Here is a 16,514-nt window from a genome sequence, read left to right on the forward strand (position 1 = left end):
TTACGACATGCGAAAAGCTTGCCGCGACGAGGCGCAAATAGACAAGCGTCAAAAGCCGCAAGGCTCAAAAATTCATAAAAATCGATAGTGGCCGGGCCGAAGCCGCCGTCACTTGATGACGGCGGAACCCTTGACGATCTCGATCGTCTCGTCGCCGGAAAGCCCGATACGGTCGCCATCAGGCGTCGTCATGAAGCAACCGGAGGGGCAGACCCGTTCGGATGCGCCGGCATCCACGACGACTTCCACGCGGTTGCCGCCTTCGGTGACAGTCAGCACCACGGCTGCATCATCCTTGTTGGTAACGGAGGCGGCGAACGCCAGAGGTGCTGCGGAAAGGAGAAGAAGAAATGCGACTGCGGATCGTGTCACGGTATGCGACATAGGCTATACGCCCTCCCCTGGAGCGCTCGTCGCTGCCCGGCAGCGATCGATTGCCTGAGGTTATAGCGCAAGACCCGTGAATGAGCGCTGAATGACCCGTTCAGCCTTTGAGCTTGCCGTCCGCCGTCTTGCTGCGCAACTGGCGCACCGGCCGCTCGTCTTCTACCGTCTCTATTTCCTTGACCTCGTCTTCAGCCGTGGCCTCCTCGGGCTCATCAGGCTTTTGGACAAGCACCTTTTCCGCATCCGCATTCGCCTGCCGATGAATGGTCAGATCACTCTGCGGCAGCGGGATCTCGATGCCCTCCGCCTTGAAGCGCCTGAGGATCTCGATCCTCAGATTGTTGCGCACCGTCAGGCCATCCCCCATATCAGCCAGGAAGAAGCGCAGCTCGAAATCAAGTGAATAAGGCCCGAAGCGCAGGAACTCGACATGCGGTTCCGGATTGCGCAGGATCAGCGGCACGGCCGCCGTCAGTTCCAGCAGAATATCCATCACCTTGCGCGGATCGGCCTCATAGCTGACGGAAACAGGGATTTCCGAACGTCCGAGCTTGTTGCGATGCGTCCAGTTGCCGACGAGCCCGTTGATGAGCTCCGAATTCGGCACGATGATCGACTGCTTACGGAAGGTCTCGATTTCGGTCGCGCGCACCGAGATGCGCTTGACGATGCCTTCGGCCGTTCCCGAAACGACATGGTCACCCACCTTGAAGGGGCGCTCGACGAGCAGGATCAGGCCGGAGACGAAGTTGGAAACGATGTTCTGCAGGCCGAAACCGATACCGACCGACAGCGCCGAGGCAACGAGCGCAAGGTTGGAAAGGTCGATTCCCGCCGCCGAGATGCCGAAGATCGCCGCCACGCCGACGCCGAGATAACCGATGCCCGTCTTGACCGAATTGCGCACGCCGAGATCGACATGGCTGCGCGCCATGACATTGCTGTCCAGCCACTTCTGCACCCAGCGCGTTGCGAGATAACCGCCGGCAAAGAGCAGGATGCCGGTGAAGATGCCGACGAGCGAAATGCTGATGCCGCCGAGCCGCACCTCGGTAAACAGCCGGTAGGCAAGCAGCTGCAGGTCCTGCACGTGGAAGCCCCAGAGCAGCAGGATCAGCGGAATGCCCGTCAACAGCGCCACGGCATAGATCAGCAGGCCGACGACCAGCCCTACCTGATCGATCGCCACAGGCCCGAGCTTGAAGCGGGTCTCGAGAAAACGGCCAAGGAACGTATCGCCGAAATTGTCCTGCCGCGAGATCGCCTTGCCGAGCAGCAGGCCGATATAGGTCGTCACGATGATGGCGCTGGTGATGATGAGCTGGGTGGCGACGAAACGCGCCAGACCCACGTAGCCCGAAAGCGCCGCAAAGATGAGGCCCGCACCGAAGACGCGCAGCAGGATCGCCATGCCGCGCGGCCAGTGGCGGCCCGGCGCATCGGGATCGCCATTCTTCGCCAGCATCGGTTTTCCGAAGGACACGGCAATCAGGATGAGGCCGATGATCAGCGCCGCAAGCAGGCTGCGCACGACGGTCAGGACGAGCGGCGATCCCATCGCCTCGCCGATGGCGCCGAAGAGATAGTCGAGCGCGTTGACGACGGCCATGGCGATCAGGCAGTAGCCGACCGAGCGTGCACCGAGATTGGAAAGGCGCACCAGCCGCCACGACGGATCATTCGGCGCAAAGACGGCGTTGACGAAGCGGCCGACGAAATAAACAAGGCCGATCGAGCCGAAGAGCGCGCCGATGACGGGCGTGATGTCGCTCCGCAGCACATTGAAGCCGTCGAGGAAGATCAGCGACGTCACCAGCAGCACATCGAGCGCCGCCGTGCGGATCAGCGTCGACCAGAAGGCAAAGGCAAGCCGGCTGATATAGGACGGTTCTTCGACATGGACGTCGCGCCGCAGATACTGGCCGAAAAGCCGGTAGCCGCCGGAGAGCAGGATCAAGGCCGTCGCGAGCGACAGGAAGATCGCCGCAAAAAGCGACAGGCTCTTGAACTTCCAGACGAAGGTGATCCAGCTCGAAAACGTCTGGGAAAACTCGCTCACTTCCTGAACGAAGGCGCTGGTCGCATCGTCGAAAACGGAGACGGAGATTTCGGTGCGCCGGAACAGCGTATCGGCAAAGAGCTGGCGGCGCGTCGCCGTGATCACGTTGGAAAGCTTGGTGATTGCGATCGACAGGTTTTCCGCGTCACCCGTTACGGCATTGATCTGAGAGCGTTCCGATGTCAGCGCATTGCGCTCCTCGGTAACGATCTGCGCTTCCGGCGGCTGCCCGTCCTTCGGCGGTTCGCCAAGCTCGGCCAGGCGGCTCTTGATCTGATCGAAACGCGGGCGCAGGCTGACGGAGGTGGCGATAACGCCGCGGCCGAGTTCATCCGTCTGGCCGGCAAGCTCGACCAGAGCGTCGTCATTATCGGCATTCTGCTTGACGCGGTCCTGCAGCGAAGCAAGCTGGTTCTTCGCCTTGTCGATATCCTTCAGCGCCTGATCGAGCGCGCTGCTGGCAAGGGGCGCCTCAGCCGGCACTGCCTGGGGAGGGGTCGCCTGAGTCTCAGTTGCTTTGGTCCCAGTTGCTTGAGCCGGGACAGCCTGCGTCTGGGCCTCGGCCGCGGGCTGCGTAGCCTGCGCGAAAGCGGCCTTTCCATCGAGATGCAGGCCGGCAACAGCCAGCGACAGCAGAAGAACGGTGCGAAGCAACCAGTGTGTCAAGCGCAAGAAGTCCCCGCGTGGATTCGTCTCATCAGGTAATTGACCGCTTCTTATAGGAAAGAAAGGCGACAGAAAGGCGGAATCTCCAGATAACGGCTCAGAAACCGGAGCCGGGAAGCGCCAGATACGCCAGTTCGGCCTCGCTCGACTCTCGTCCGACAATGGCATTGCGATGCGGAAAACGCCCATATGTCGCGATCACGTCGCGGTGGCGAAGCGCATAGTCACGGAACTCCTCATCGCCGAGCGCGGTAAAGAGCACCACCGAACGATCCTGTTCGGCGAGGTCTTCTGCATGCTCGAACGGCATGTAGAAGAAAGTCCGCCGAATGCCCTGGACGGCCTGATCGGCGCCGACGGCAAGCGCCATCTTCGCCTCGCGCAGCGCCAATCCATCGGTCGAAAAGGCAAGCGGTGTCGCCCGGTAGATGTTGCGCGGAAACTGGTCGAGCACGATCACAGCGGCAAGCCGGCTTTCAGGACCGGAGCGCCATTCCTCGGTGACCTCAAGGGCAAGCGACAGGTGGGTTGCGCGAAATCGCGCCCGGATTTCCTCGTCCAGTTCGGCGCTCGAGCCGAACCATTCCTTTCGGCTGCAGCGCACGAACCAGAAATCATAGACCTCGCCGGGCGTGCAGACGATATCCGTGTTCATGATCTCTCCCCCGTGAGCTTACAGAAAAGCAGGTCAGCTTACTGTAAAGACCAGTATCGCCTTCGTGCCGCGATGCTCTGGATCGTAGACAAGTTCGGATTTCAGGCTGCCGGCCATCGCGGCCAAGATCTTAGAGCCGAGGCCGGTTCCCTTCGCCGGGCCGGAAGGATCAAAGCCCTGGCCCGCATCTTCGACGGTGACCCTGAGCACATCGCTTTCCTGCTCGACGATAACATTGATCTCGCCCGGGCTGCCATTCGGATAGGCATATTTGAAGGCATTGGTGACGAGTTCGCTGACGATGAGGCCGAGCGTGATGACCTTGTCGGTCGCCAGATTGACCGGCTGGGAGGTCAGCACAACGCGATGCGGCCGCTTCTCGTCGCGCATCGAGGCTTCGAGTTCGGTCAGGAGGCTGCTCAGATACTCATCCACCTGCACCGTGCCGACCTGCCGGTTGGTGTAGAGGCGGCGGTGGACGCTGGCGATCGCATTGATGCGCATCTGCGTTTCCTGAAGCGCGTCGATCGCCACCTGATCGCTGGTCATGGAGGATTGCATGCGGATCAGCGCACCGACGAGGCCAAGGCTGTTGGCAATGCGGTGATTGACTTCAGCAAGCAGCATTTCCGCATGGTCGCGCTGCTGGCGGATCACCTCCTGCGCCTGCGCCGTATCGCGGCGGAATCGCGCGCGTTCCAGCCCCTGTTCGAGGGCCGCGGCCAGAAGGTCGAAATAGTCGGGCGAAATGCCCTTCAGCACATAATCGTCGGCGCCAGCCTTCAGCGCCGCGACCGCAATGCTCGTATCGCCGGAACCGGTGGCGTAGATGACCGGCGGATGATCGGGCATCGCCGTGATGCGCGGCAGGATATCGAGCCCGGTTTCGGCCTTCAGGAAATGATCGAGAACGACGGCTTCGATACCGCCTTCGGCAAGCATCGCAAGGCCGGTCGCTCCGTCGCTCGCCCATTCGAGCTTAAAGCCGCGACGACCGAGATTCTTCCGCATCAGCAGCGCAAGCTCTTCATCGTCATCGATATAGAGGATACGGATCGCTTCACCCGTACCGCCTCTGGACTCGCTCATTCTGCCTCCGGGCATTTTCCCGCAGCAATACCGGCTGTGAGGCCGCCGAGTCTTTCTGCATGAGACTGTCGTATTGCATCGGCCAGCGCGCGTAAACAGCACCTGGCCTTTGGTATGATGTGACGCCTGATGCCAGACGGATCGAAGGAGAATGCCATCGAGAATGTCGACCTCTGCCGGCTGCGGCCGGAAGCCCCTCTAAAAAAATTGCGAACACAGATACTGAAAATCAGGCCGTTAACGCAGGGGAAGGCAAATGGTTCCGAGGGTAAGTCAGCTTTTTTGAAAGCGGCGGTGGTGGGAAACTTCGGCACCCGCATCGGCTGAAAGCTGCAGGAAGCGCAGGCAGGACAAAAAACCGATCATGCCAACCACGAAGAAAGCCCAGCGGAAGTCACCAAGAACAGGGTCCGCGGCACCCCGAAACCCTGCGGAAATGTTGAGCACGGCGGCCGCAACGGCAACGCCAAGCAGCATGGAAATCTGCTGCAACATGCTCGACAGCGTCGAGGCCGAACTTCTCTGCGCCGGGCCGATATCGGCAAAGGACAGCGTGTTGAGGGCGGTAAATTCCATCGAGCGGGAAAGCCCAGCAATGAGGAGCAGCGCCGAGATGACGACCTCGGGGGTATCAGGTGTCAGAAAGCCACAGGCGACGATCGAGCCGGCGGCGATGACGCCGTTGAAGAAGAGCACGTTGCGGAAGCCGAAAAACCGCAGCAGCGGCGTCGTCACCACCTTCATGCCGAGATTGCCGAGGAAATAGGCCAGGAGATAGGTGCCAGCGGCAATCGAGCTCAGGCCGAAGCCAAGCTGGAACAGCAGCGGCAGCAGGAAAGGCGTCGCGTTGATCGCCACACGGCAGGCCGTACCCGCCGAAAGCGTCGTCATCGAGAAGGTCTGCACCTTGAAGGCGGCCAGATCGAGCAGCGGATTGTCGACCCGCAGGAAATGCCGCGTCGCCATGACGGAAAGCACGATGCCCGCCACAAGCAGCACGACGAGGGGCACGAAGCCGCCCTGTGCTTTGACTGACAGTTCAAGTGCCGCAAGCAGCAGGGTCAGCCCCGCCGCACTGAGGAAAAAACCCTTGATATCGAGCGGCCCGACCCGTTCCTCGCGCTGTTCCGGCACGAAGCGGAGCACCAGCGCGATGCCGACGAGGCCGATTGGGATATTGATCAGAAAGTTCCAGTGCCAGCTGGCATAGGTGGTGATGAAGCTGCCGAGCACCGGGCCGACCACGGGTGCCGTCAGCGCCGGCCAGGTGATCAGCGCGATCGCCTGCACGAGCTCGGACTTGCGGGCGTTCTTGAGCACGATGATACGCCCGACCGGCGTCATCAGCGCACTGCCCACACCCTGTACCGCACGGGCAATGACGAATTCGGTGAGGTTGCCGGACAGGCCGCAGAACAGCGACGCCACGGTGAAGGCGGCAATGGACACGAGAAAGACGCGCCGCGCCCCAAACCGGTCGCCGAGCCAGCCGGAAAGCGGAATGAAGGCCGACATGGTGAGCATATAGACGGTGATGCCGATGCTCATGGCGACCGGCTGCACACCGAAGCTCGTCGCCATCTGCGGCAGCGAGGTGGTCACGATCGTCCCGTCGAGGATCTGCATGAAGAAGGAAACGGCAACGACGAGCGCTACGATCTTCGCCTGGCGGACATTTGCCGCCTCATCTGTATTCTCACTCGTCTGGACTGCAGTCATCGATCTGCCAAATGCGAATTCCGGATTGCGCGGGAAAAGGCGGGAGAACCGACAGGGCAAGCCGCGCGGAGGGATACAGTCTGCATACGCCCCTTATGCCGGATCGGAAAGGTCAAATGCCGCCAGGTCCGAGACTTTTGTAAACATGTTCGGCAACAATCCGAGATCAGCGGCCAACAGCCGCCTCAAGCCGCTTTGCGCTCACGCTTGCCGTCGAAAGCCTGCCGAGCTCCGACCTGCGGCTGGCGGTATCAAGTTCGGAGAAATCGTCGGGCAATTCGGACGTGACCTCGCCTTGCACCACGCAGTCGATCATGAACATCGGCCGGCGCTTATGCTCCTGCACGAGGCGACCGACATATTCGCCGAGCGTGCCGAGCGCAATCAGCTGGATGGCGCTCAAGGCCGATACGGCAGCCATGATGCTCGACCAGCCGGTAATGACATTGCCCTCGAACCATTGCACGAGCGTATAGATCAAAAGCCCGACCGCAAAGACGGCCGAGATAAGGCCCATCCAGGCGCTGACGCGCAGCGGAATGATCGAGAAACTGGTGATCGCATCGATCGCGAAACGGATCATCTTGCGCAGCGGATATTTCGTCGCCCCGGCATAGCGGGCATCGCGCGTATAACGCAGTGCCACCTGCCTGCCGCCGATCCAGCTCACCATGCCACGGATGAAACGATGCCGCTCCGGCATATTGAGCAGGATATGGACGATCCGCGCCTTCATCAGCCGGAAGTCGCCGGTGTCCTGCGGGATCGAGATGGAGGTGAGCCGCGTCAGAAGCCGATAGAAGACGGAGGCGGTGATGAGCTTGAACTTCGTCTCGCCCTTGCGCTCGCTGCGCTGCCCGTAAACGACATCGGCGCCCTGATCCATGATCGCCATCATCTCGGCCAGCAATTCCGGCGGATCCTGCAGGTCGGCATCGATCAGCAGCACGCGCTCACCACGCGCCACAGCAAGGCCGGAGGTCGCCGCAAGCTGGTGGCCATGATTGCGCAGAAGCTTGACGCCGAGCACCTGCGGAATGTCAGCTGCAAGCCTCGATATCACACCCCATGTATTGTCGCTGGAGCCGTCATCGACGAGGATGATCTCGAAGGAGCCGCCGGCAAAATTCGCTCAAGCCTTCGGCTTCGTTGTAGCAGGGCGCGACGATGGAAAGCTTCGTCTTCACGTCAGCACCATCAACGGATTTGCCCATTTCCACCGAATCTCCTTGCTCCCCGCAGGGCAGCATGACCAATCACCTGAGGGCACACAAGACAGAGCACCCCTGCCCTGATGATCGGTACCCGTGCCTCCGGCGATGGTTTGATATCATGCGTCTGCTTTGCATATTCTAAAGGCGAAGCCGCAAAGTGGATTGCGGAGCACGAGCACAGGGAAGCGTGATGCAGGAAAGAGCACCCGATCTCGGCCGCAGGGCCGCCGAAGCCAACGCCAAGTTTCTCGTGGCCCTCGTCGTCATTGTCTTCCTGGCGGCGGGCACACTCGCCTATTGGCAAGGCTGGCTGTTCCTCATCAATTTCGCCGCCTGGTCGGCCGGCTCATCGGTCTATTTCTATTATCGAGACCCCGCACTTCTGGGAAAGCGCATGCGCGCCGGCCCGGCCGCCGAAACGGAACCGGTGCAGAAGCGCATCCAGTTCTTCACCGGCATCGTGATGGTCGCGCTCATCGTGGTTTCAGCACTCGATTATCGCTTCGGCTGGTCGACCGTTCCGGTATGGGCAATCATTCTCGGCAATCTGCTGATCTCGGCAGGATTCCTGTTCGTCGTCTTCGTCCTCAGGGAAAATACCTTTGCCTCGGCCACCATCCAGGTCTCTGAGGACCAGAAGGTCATCTCCACAGGCCCCTACGCCCTCGTGCGCCACCCCATGTATGCCGCCGTCCTGCCGCTGGCATCAGGCATTCCGCTTGCCCTCTCCTCCCTGTGGGGCCTGATCATCGTGCCGCTGATCTTCATCGGCCTGATCCTGCGCCTCCTCGACGAGGAAGGCCATCTGCGCCGGGACCTGCCCGGTTATGAGGATTACTGCCGCAAGGTGAGCTACCGGCTGTTTCCCGGCCTCTGGTGAAAATCCGCCTGAGACTCAGGGCTCGTACCGGCTGACCTCCAGCCCCGATCCGACCGGCAGCAGCACGCTGGTGATCCCTGGCTTGGTGCGGATGGCCCGGGCATAAATCTTCACGTCTTCAGTCACAGGATAAATCATGTTGTCGGCAACGATGATCGCGCCCGCATTGAGCTTCGGATAGAAGGCCTCGAGGCACGGTAGGTAGAGATCCTTCCAGAGATCGACGAGCACGAAATCCACCTTGCCCCGCAATTCGCGGATCATCGCAACCGCATCGCCCACCCGGAAATCGATATGTTCGGCAAGACCGGCTCTCTCGGCCATCGTCTGCGCATGGGCGGATTTATAGCCATGCACTTCCATGGTGATCAGCCGCCCGCCGGTCGCCCGCGCAGCTTCAGCAAGCCAGATGCCGGAATAGCCGAAGGAAGTGCCGAGCTCGAGAATGGTCGGCGCCGTCAGGCTTCGGACGAGAATGTTGAGAAACCGCCCCGTCTCCGGGCCGACAGCCCGCATCCGCTGATCCTGCCCGCCATCGCGTCCGCCCGGTACCTCCTGGCGCAGAGTGCCACGCTCCTCGTCGATCCGCTGGTGATAGGCACCGAGCACATTGAGCACTTTCTCATCCAGCCGATGTTCGCCGAGATTATTCTGTCTGTCATCGCTCATTGCCATTCCTCCAGGGATAGGCTTGCGACGGTAGATGCCGCAGCAAGGACTTCGCTCCAGCGAGTTAAATACCGGGGGCGTCTTCGGGCAAGCGCAGAATATTTGGAAAGCGGAAACCGCCGATTCCCCGCAAACGGAGACGGCGGATTCAGAAAAACAGAAAAAGCCAGCAAGCCTTTGACATCAAAGGTCTTGTTTCTGGATTCTGTTCTCTTCGAAGGAGAATTTGGTGGGTGATGTAGGGCTCGAACCTACGACCCGCTGATTAAGAGTCAGCTGCTCTACCAACTGAGCTAATCACCCGTCCGCGCTTGGCTGCGCGGTGTGACGGGGCATATAAATAGGATCGTCCGGCTTGTCTAGCGCCCCGTCGAAAATTCTTTGGTTAATTGCGAAGTTTTTTTGTCAGGAGCTGGAAATGCAATGAAATCAAAGGTCGAGCGTGCCGGTCGCAATCCTCACTGCCTGGCCGCCGATCCGGGCATTCGAAATGGTGCCGCCTTCGATATCCATATGCAGGTGGATGAAGGACGGACGGCCCATTTCCAGACCCTGTTCGATGAGGATCGGATGATGCCCGTCCGTCAGCCGGTCGAAATGATTGATCGCACCCGAGAGAGCGGCGGCTGCCGAGCCGGTGGCCGGGTCCTCGGAAATGCCCATGCCGCTCGCAAACATGCGGGCATGGAACTTGGCGACATGGTTCACGCCGCCACGGCAATAAATATAGGCCGAGGCTAGCGCGCCATCGACGAAGGGCACCGTCTTTTCCCAGAGCTGCGGATCGAACTCCAGGCGCTCTGCCGCGCCGACATCATGGACCGGCACCATCAGGAAGGGAACGCCGGCACTCCAGATCGACGGCACGTGATTCTCGAAGCCGATCTCCGTGGTCTTCAGCGACAGCGCGTCGGCGATGCCGAGCTTGTCGAGCGGCAGCGATATCTGTTGGGATTTGCGCGGCAGGTCGAATTCGGCAAAGCTTGCCTCGCCTTCCCGCAACCTGACGGCGCAGCGCACCGGGCCGACATTTTCTTCGAGCACGGACACGAGATCGAGCGTTCCCGCTCCATGCGCTTTCTCCGCCAGCGCAATCGCCGTACCGACGGTCGGATGGCCGGCAAAGGGCAGTTCACGGCCGGGCGTGAAGATGCGGATACGCGCCGTATAGGCGGGATTGTTGGCCGGCTGCACGAAAACCGTCTCGGATAGATTGGTTTCGCGGGCAACCGCCTGCATCGCCGCGTCGTCAAGCCCCTTGCCGTCAAAGATCACGGCCAGCGGATTGCCGGCAAGTTTGGTGTCGGTGAACACGTCATAGACGCTGTAGCTTAACGCCAAACTGGCCTCCTTGAATCGGTCATCGAGCCGCCAACCTGCCCGACAGCACACGCAAGTGCAAGCGTCAGGTCTACTTGCCCGCGAAATACCAGTCGATGATCGGCAGCATCGCGACATTGTAAGGCTGTGCCTTCGGATCGGCCGAGCGGATCGCGACCGCGCCGGCAATTTCCTTATCCTCGGCGACCAGCATATGCGCGCCGATGAAATCGACCATCTCGTCCGCTGTCATGTCGAAGCGGAAGAGCTTGAACAGCGAGACGGAACCGCGCACATGACCCGCATAGAGCCCCTCGCCCACGATGGCCTTGTCGAGATCCAGGCCCGTCTCCTCCATCACTTCGCGGCGCATATTGCTGTCGATATCGCAACGCCCGTCCACGACATCTTCCGGTTCCAGCGAGCCCGCAGCGAAATAGACCTGACCGGGGTTGGCCGTATGCGCCCCCATGCGGATAGCGACCAGCGCCCCATCGGAGGATTCGAGCACCGGATAGGAAAAGAGATGGATGGCGCCCTTCCGGTCCGGCTGGCGCCGCCACCACATGAAGGCCGAGAAAGGCGCGATATAGGCCTCACCCGCAATTCCGGCTTCGGACAGTTTCAACCGGTGCTGCAACACAAGCCGGCCATCGAAAAGCGCCGGATTGGCGGCGATTTCCCGCTCCCAGTTCTCGCGGATATCAGCCCTGTTGGCGACGACCAGCGGATGATCACCCTCAAGCACGCGCAGATCGGCGCCGGCAATGGGAAATACCGTGCGTTCCGGCGGAAAGGCCGAAAGGTCTTCTGAAAAAGTCTCTGAAAAGCGAAGTGTCATAAGAGATCCAATGTCATGACGACGGGGCAATGGTCGGATGCCTTCGGCCTGTCCCAGCCGGTGCGCGGGTAACGCTCCACCTGCTGCCCCGGTGGGAAGATGGTGCGGTATGGCTGTCCGTGGCGGATGATTTCGGGAATGCGCTTGGCGTTGGTGGCGGCAAGTGCCGGCGACAGCCAGAGATAATCGAGCTGGCAGAGCCACTGCTCCTCCGGCCCGCGCGAATGATAGAGCGTCCAGCGGTCAAGTGGCTCGCGGCGGCGCACGACATTTTCGGCAAACCCGTCCTTGCTGAAGACATCGAGCGCGCTTTCGGCCTCATCCTGATGCTCGAACCGATAGCCCGTGCCGCGCCGGCCGATGACGTCGATCCGCTCCTGATAGTCGTTCATGTCGCCGCAGATGACGAAGTTCTTGCTTGCGGTATGGCCTGCGCCGAACCGGTTCTCGATGATACGGCGAACGGCGCGCGCCTCCGCCCGGCGGATCGGCAGGGTCGATTGCCGCCCGTCCAGCCCGTCGCGCGGATTACCCATAGACTTGAAATGCACGACATAGAGCGTCATCGGCACACCGCCGATCCTCAAATCCAGTTCCAGGCAGTCGCGCTTGAAGATCTTGTCGTCGAGCCGGTTGGTCTTGCCGATCTCCTCGTCGAAGAGACCGAATTCGCGATAGGTCACCATCGCATGGCTCTTGATATCCCTAAGCTCGATCTTCTGCCCGTCGCGCGTTTCCTCGCGCATCAAGACGGCGACATCGATGCCGCGGCTGTCATTGCCCTCGACGAGATATTTCTGCCGGTAGCCATTGCCGACCATGCGGTAGAGATAGCCATATTCGAAGGCCTGCAGGGCGGCCATATTGTCGATTTCCTGCAGGCAGAGAATATCGGCATCCGCATCGGCGATGGCGAGCGCCGTCATCTGCCTGGTATCGTCGGTCGACGCGATTACCCGTGCCTGCTCGAGCTGCTGGTAGGTGCCCTCGTTGCTGACCTCGAAGAGCTTGATGACGCGGTCCTGCCGGAGCTGGTTGCGATAGCCCGTGAAGTCGAAGCGGGTGAGCAGGTTTTCGACATTGAAAGTGGCAAGGCGAAGCGACATCACGCATTCCCGGTTGGATCGACGCCAATTACTAGAGCAATTCCAGCAAAAGTGTGCAGCGGTTTTGCGTCCGGAATCGCTTGAAAACAGTTAAAGTCGAATACGCGCTTCGAAAAGCCGTTTGTCCGTCAGAGCCGCCAGCCGGCGCGGATGACGACATGCACCGCCTCATCAGGCACGACAGCCACGCGGCTATAGGCGCGCAGCGTCTGGCCGTTACCGAGGGTCAGCTTCACGGCATAACGTTCGCCTTCGAAGAGCACGGATTCGACCGTCGCGGGCGCCCCCTCGCTACCGATGATGACATCTTCCGGCCGCACCAGAATATCGGCGCCATCGATATTGGCGGCATGCAGCACCCCCTCCAGCTCGTCCCATTCGAGCTGGCGCTCACCGCCCATGACCGGCAGCGTGACGATCGCGCCGCGGCCGATCAGCCCGCCGACCATGCGCCCTTCCGGCCGCGCATAGATTTCCGCCGGCGGCGCCACCTGCAACAGCCGCCCCTCGGACATGACGGCAACATCGGTTGCCAGCGCCATCGCCTCGCTCTGGTCATGCGTCACATAGATCATCGTTGCACCGGAGCGCTGGTGAAACTCGCGGAACGTCTCCTCCATCTCCTGCTTCAGATGCCGGTCGAGATTGGCAAGCGGCTCGTCGAGCAGCACGACATCGGGCGATGTCACCAGGCAGCGGGCCAGCGCCACGCGCTGCCGCTGGCCGCCAGAGAGATCGGCCGGCCGCCGCTCGGCATAATCGACGAGGCGCACGGTCGATAGTGCCTCTCTCACCTTGGCCTTGTAGGCCGAGCCCGATATGCCGCGAACTTTCAGCGGATAGCCGACATTGTCCGCCACACTCATATGCGGCCAGAGCGCATAGGACTGGAAGACCATCGCCATGTTGCGCTTCTCCGGCGGCAGCGATTGCGAGGCATCGGCCAAGAGCCGCTCGCCGAGATGGAGGGATCCGTCAGTCGGCGTCTCGAAACCGGCAATCATCCGCAGAACCGTGGTCTTGCCGCAGCCGGAGGGGCCGAGCAGCGCCAGGAAGCCGCCCTCGCGCACATCGAGCGAAAAGCCGCTGACCGCAGCCCTGCCCGTGCCGAAATCCTTGGCCACCTGATTGAGGATCAGCTTCGCCACGGCACTACTCCCTTGGGCAGATGTTTCGCCAGAAGCTCCAGAAGCAGCATCATGGCGACGACCATGAAGACGACGAGCACGGAAAGAGCCGAGGCAAGATCGGAACTGCCGCTGTCATCGAGATTATAGATGGCGACACCCAGCGTCTGCGTACCCGCCGACCAGAGCAGCGCCGAAATCGTCAGCTCGTTGCAGGCGATGAGAAAGACAAGGATGACGGAAGCACCCGCCGCCGGCGCAATCAGCGGCACGATGATATCTTTCAGCCGCCGGAAGAAACCGGCACCGGACAGCCTTGCCGCCTCTTCCAGCGCCGGATCGAGCTGATGAAAGGCGCTGACCACAGGCTTCAGGCTGACGGCGAAGAAGGAGGAGAAATAGGCGATGAGGATGATCCAGACCGTGCCGTAGAGCGTGACGTTCAACACCGGGATCGGCGCGGCAAAAACGAGGATGAAACACACCGCCATGACGATGCCCGGCAGCGAATAGGGTATTTCCACCAGACCGGACACAATGCGCGACAGCGTATCCTTGCGCCGCGTCAGCGCGTAAGCGGCAAGCACCGTCACGAAGAGCAGGCCGACCGCCGCCCCGCTGGCCAGCGACAGCGAATTGATAAAGGCCGTGCGCGTCACCGCCTGCCGGAAGAGGATCTCCTCGAAGGCATGGAAGGTCATGGTCTTGAAGGTGAGCGGCACGCCATAGGCCGGCACCAAGGCACCTGCGACGAGCGCGAAGAAGGGTGCGGCCAGCATGAAGAACAGGATGATCCAGAGCAGCGGCGCGAAAACGAGCTTCCACCCGCCGAGCTCGAAGGCAGCGGTCGCACCCGAAAGGCCGATGACGCGATAATCGCGCCCACGCAATGCCCTATCCTGAATGGCAAGGCCGGCGACAGAGATCAGCGCGATGATGGCCGAGAGCAGCGCCACATCGCCGAAAGTGCGGCCGGTAAAGGCAGTGAACTTGGAAAAGATCAGCGTCGGCAGCGTGAAGATAGAGGCCGGAATGCCGAGGATCGCCGGAATGCCGAAATTGCCGGTGCAGGAAACGAAGGAAATTGCAGCCCCCGCAATAACGCCCGGCAGCGATAGCGGCAGGATGATGTCGCGAAAGACGCGCAGGCTTGAGGCGCCCGAAAGCCTTGCCGCCTCCACCCCGTCGCGCGGCAGGGTCATCAGCCCTACCCTCAGCGCCAGATAGACAAGCGGCGCATGCTGCACGCCATAGAGCAGCGCAATGCCGCCGACCGAATAGAGCGGCTGCGGCGACCCCAGCGGCGGCGCAATATGCAGCGCCTTCAGAAGCGGGCTCGAGGGCCCCGACATCTGCACCCAGGCAAGTGCCGTCACCTGCGGCGGGATCATCATCGGCAGCACGAAGAAGAAGCTGAGCGGCCCCTTGGCCGGAATATCCGTCAGCGTCAGCAGATAGGCGAAAGCGCAGCCGATGGCGAGCGAGATGATCGTGCCGAGGATCGCCGTGACGATGGTGTAATAGACCGCCGACCAGACCATCGGATCGGACAGAACCACCATGACGCCGCCATTGGCGAAAGCGGAAATGCCGACGACCGCGAGCCGCGCTAAGGGCAGCACGCTAAGGAAAAGAACCACTAAGACAATAAAAGGAAACAGCCAGACAGGCTGGCTGTTTCCTGGACGTACATAGCCCTGCATGGCTCTATTATTTCGAACCGAAGAGATCCGTAAAGGTCTTCAGATCCTTGTCGGTATTCTTCAGGGCTTCGGCAGCATTGACCGGCAGAACCTTGATTGTGTCGCGTGCCGGGAAGCCTGCGGGCAGCTTCATGCCGTTACGAGCAGGGATATAGCCGAGCTTCAGGAAGCCTTCCTGGCCCTTTTCGGAGAGGACGTAGTCGACGAACTTCTTGGCAGAGTCGACGTTCTTGGCGCTGGCGAGAATGCCGACCGGCTCAGTCACGGCTGAAACGCCTTCGCTTGGGAAGACGAACTCGACCGGAGCGCCCTTGGCCTTCTCGCGGATCGGCAGGTAATCGACGACCACGCCATAAGCCTTTTCGCCCGAAGCCACGGACTTTAGCACGACGCCATTGCCGCCAGAAGCGACAGCCGCATTATCGGCGAGCGACTTGTATAAATCCCAGCCGAGGCCCGGAACGGCGGCCAGCGTCTGGGCGTGAATGAGAGCTGCACCCGAAGCAAGCGGGCTCGGCATGGTGACGAGGCCCTTGGCTTCCGGCTTGGCGAGGTCCTTCCAGCTCGTCGGCTTCATGGCAGCCGATGTGTTGTACATGATGCCGGTCGTGATCAGCTTCGTGGAATAGTAGTAGCCGTCGGCATCAAAGAGCGCGGCGTCGTAATTGGCAGCTTCCGGCGACTTGTAGGCGAGCAGCTTACCGTCTTCCTTCAGGCGCTCAAGCGTCACGACATCGGCGATCAAGAGAACGTCGGCAACCGGGTTGCCGGCCTGGATCTCAGCCTGCAGCTTCGCCATGATCTTCGGCGTGCCGTCGCGTACCCAGTCGACCTTGATATCGGGATTGGCGGCCATGAAGCCGTCGACGGTCGCCTGCGCATCTTCGTTCGGCTGGCTGGTGTAGAGAACGAGGTTTGCGGCCGAAGCCGGGATGGCGAAAAGGCTCGCGGCGAGAAGGGCTGCGGCGGAAACTAGAGTTTTCATGGAAGGAATCCTCGGATTGCGATGCCCCTCCCTTATTAGGGGCGTTTAACACCGATGTGACAGGGCAAGGTAGCTTCAACCTAGTCGTCTATGC

Annotated in this window: 13 protein-coding genes, 1 tRNA gene and 1 pseudogene; 1 reads left to right on the plus strand and 14 read right to left on the minus strand. The window is 61.1% G+C overall.

What is annotated here, in order from left to right; translation table 11 throughout:
- Window positions 1–108: 108 nt before the first annotated feature.
- The 6 genes and pseudogenes from J2X71_RS28470 to J2X71_RS28495 all read right to left on the minus strand — a co-directional run bounded on the left by J2X71_RS28470 (window position 109) and on the right by J2X71_RS28495 (window position 7,789).
- On the minus strand, window positions 109–384 hold the full coding sequence (locus J2X71_RS28470) for a hypothetical protein (RefSeq protein WP_113323317.1): 276 nt from the start codon (window positions 382–384) through the stop codon (window positions 109–111).
- 100 nt (window positions 385–484) lie between these two features.
- On the minus strand, window positions 485–3,118 hold the full coding sequence (locus J2X71_RS28475; RefSeq protein ID WP_310387480.1) for a mechanosensitive ion channel family protein: 2,634 nt from the start codon (window positions 3,116–3,118) through the stop codon (window positions 485–487).
- Between the two features lie 91 nt (window positions 3,119–3,209).
- Complete coding sequence (locus J2X71_RS28480; protein ID WP_310387482.1) at window positions 3,210–3,767, minus strand: DUF924 family protein; 558 nt, start codon at window positions 3,765–3,767, stop codon at window positions 3,210–3,212.
- A gap of 33 nt (window positions 3,768–3,800) precedes the next feature.
- Window positions 3,801–4,856: a histidine kinase dimerization/phosphoacceptor domain -containing protein gene (locus J2X71_RS28485; RefSeq protein ID WP_310387486.1), complete on the minus strand. Its 1,056-nt coding sequence runs from the start codon at window positions 4,854–4,856 to the stop codon at window positions 3,801–3,803.
- Window positions 4,857–5,129: 273 nt separating this feature from the next.
- Entirely contained in the window at window positions 5,130–6,575 is a 1,446-nt protein-coding gene (locus J2X71_RS28490; RefSeq protein WP_310387488.1) for an MFS transporter, read from the minus strand.
- 166 nt (window positions 6,576–6,741) lie between these two features.
- Window positions 6,742–7,789, minus strand: a pseudogene (locus J2X71_RS28495) (glycosyltransferase family 2 protein).
- A gap of 190 nt (window positions 7,790–7,979) precedes the next feature.
- On the opposite strand from J2X71_RS28495, the gene J2X71_RS28500 reads away from it, so the two are divergent.
- Window positions 7,980–8,669: an isoprenylcysteine carboxylmethyltransferase family protein gene (locus J2X71_RS28500; protein WP_310387490.1), complete on the plus strand. Its 690-nt coding sequence runs from the start codon at window positions 7,980–7,982 to the stop codon at window positions 8,667–8,669.
- A gap of 15 nt (window positions 8,670–8,684) precedes the next feature.
- On the opposite strand, the gene J2X71_RS28505 is transcribed toward J2X71_RS28500, so the two are convergent.
- From J2X71_RS28505 to J2X71_RS28540, 8 genes are all read right to left on the minus strand, one after another.
- On the minus strand, window positions 8,685–9,338 hold the full coding sequence (locus J2X71_RS28505) for a DUF1442 domain-containing protein (protein WP_113323324.1): 654 nt from the start codon (window positions 9,336–9,338) through the stop codon (window positions 8,685–8,687).
- Window positions 9,339–9,565: 227 nt separating this feature from the next.
- A tRNA-Lys gene (locus J2X71_RS28510) sits at window positions 9,566–9,641 on the minus strand.
- Between the two features lie 126 nt (window positions 9,642–9,767).
- Complete coding sequence (locus tag J2X71_RS28515; RefSeq protein WP_310387492.1) at window positions 9,768–10,679, minus strand: PhzF family phenazine biosynthesis protein; 912 nt, start codon at window positions 10,677–10,679, stop codon at window positions 9,768–9,770.
- Window positions 10,680–10,749: 70 nt separating this feature from the next.
- Window positions 10,750–11,499, minus strand: coding sequence for an NUDIX hydrolase (locus J2X71_RS28520; RefSeq protein ID WP_310387493.1), 750 nt, complete (start codon window positions 11,497–11,499; stop codon window positions 10,750–10,752).
- Window positions 11,496–12,605, minus strand: a complete 1,110-nt coding sequence (locus J2X71_RS28525; protein ID WP_310387495.1) for an endonuclease/exonuclease/phosphatase family protein — start codon at window positions 12,603–12,605, stop codon at window positions 11,496–11,498. The genes J2X71_RS28520 and J2X71_RS28525 overlap by 4 nt, the downstream gene beginning before the upstream one ends.
- 128 nt (window positions 12,606–12,733) lie before the next feature.
- A complete protein-coding gene (locus tag J2X71_RS28530) occupies window positions 12,734–13,753 on the minus strand; it encodes an ABC transporter ATP-binding protein (protein WP_310387497.1) in 1,020 nt (339 codons plus the stop codon).
- Window positions 13,741–15,435 carry an iron ABC transporter permease gene (locus J2X71_RS28535; protein ID WP_310387499.1) on the minus strand — a complete coding sequence of 565 codons (1,695 nt, stop codon included), beginning with the start codon at window positions 15,433–15,435 and terminating at the stop codon, window positions 13,741–13,743. The genes J2X71_RS28530 and J2X71_RS28535 overlap by 13 nt, the downstream gene beginning before the upstream one ends.
- Before the next feature lie 7 nt (window positions 15,436–15,442).
- Window positions 15,443–16,420 (minus strand): ABC transporter substrate-binding protein, encoded by a 978-nt coding sequence (locus tag J2X71_RS28540; RefSeq protein ID WP_310387501.1) that lies wholly within the window; start codon window positions 16,418–16,420, stop codon window positions 15,443–15,445.
- Between the last annotated feature and the right edge of the window lie 94 nt (window positions 16,421–16,514).

Source organism: Rhizobium sp. 1399, assembly GCF_031455475.1.
Classification (GTDB): domain Bacteria; phylum Pseudomonadota; class Alphaproteobacteria; order Rhizobiales; family Rhizobiaceae; genus Rhizobium.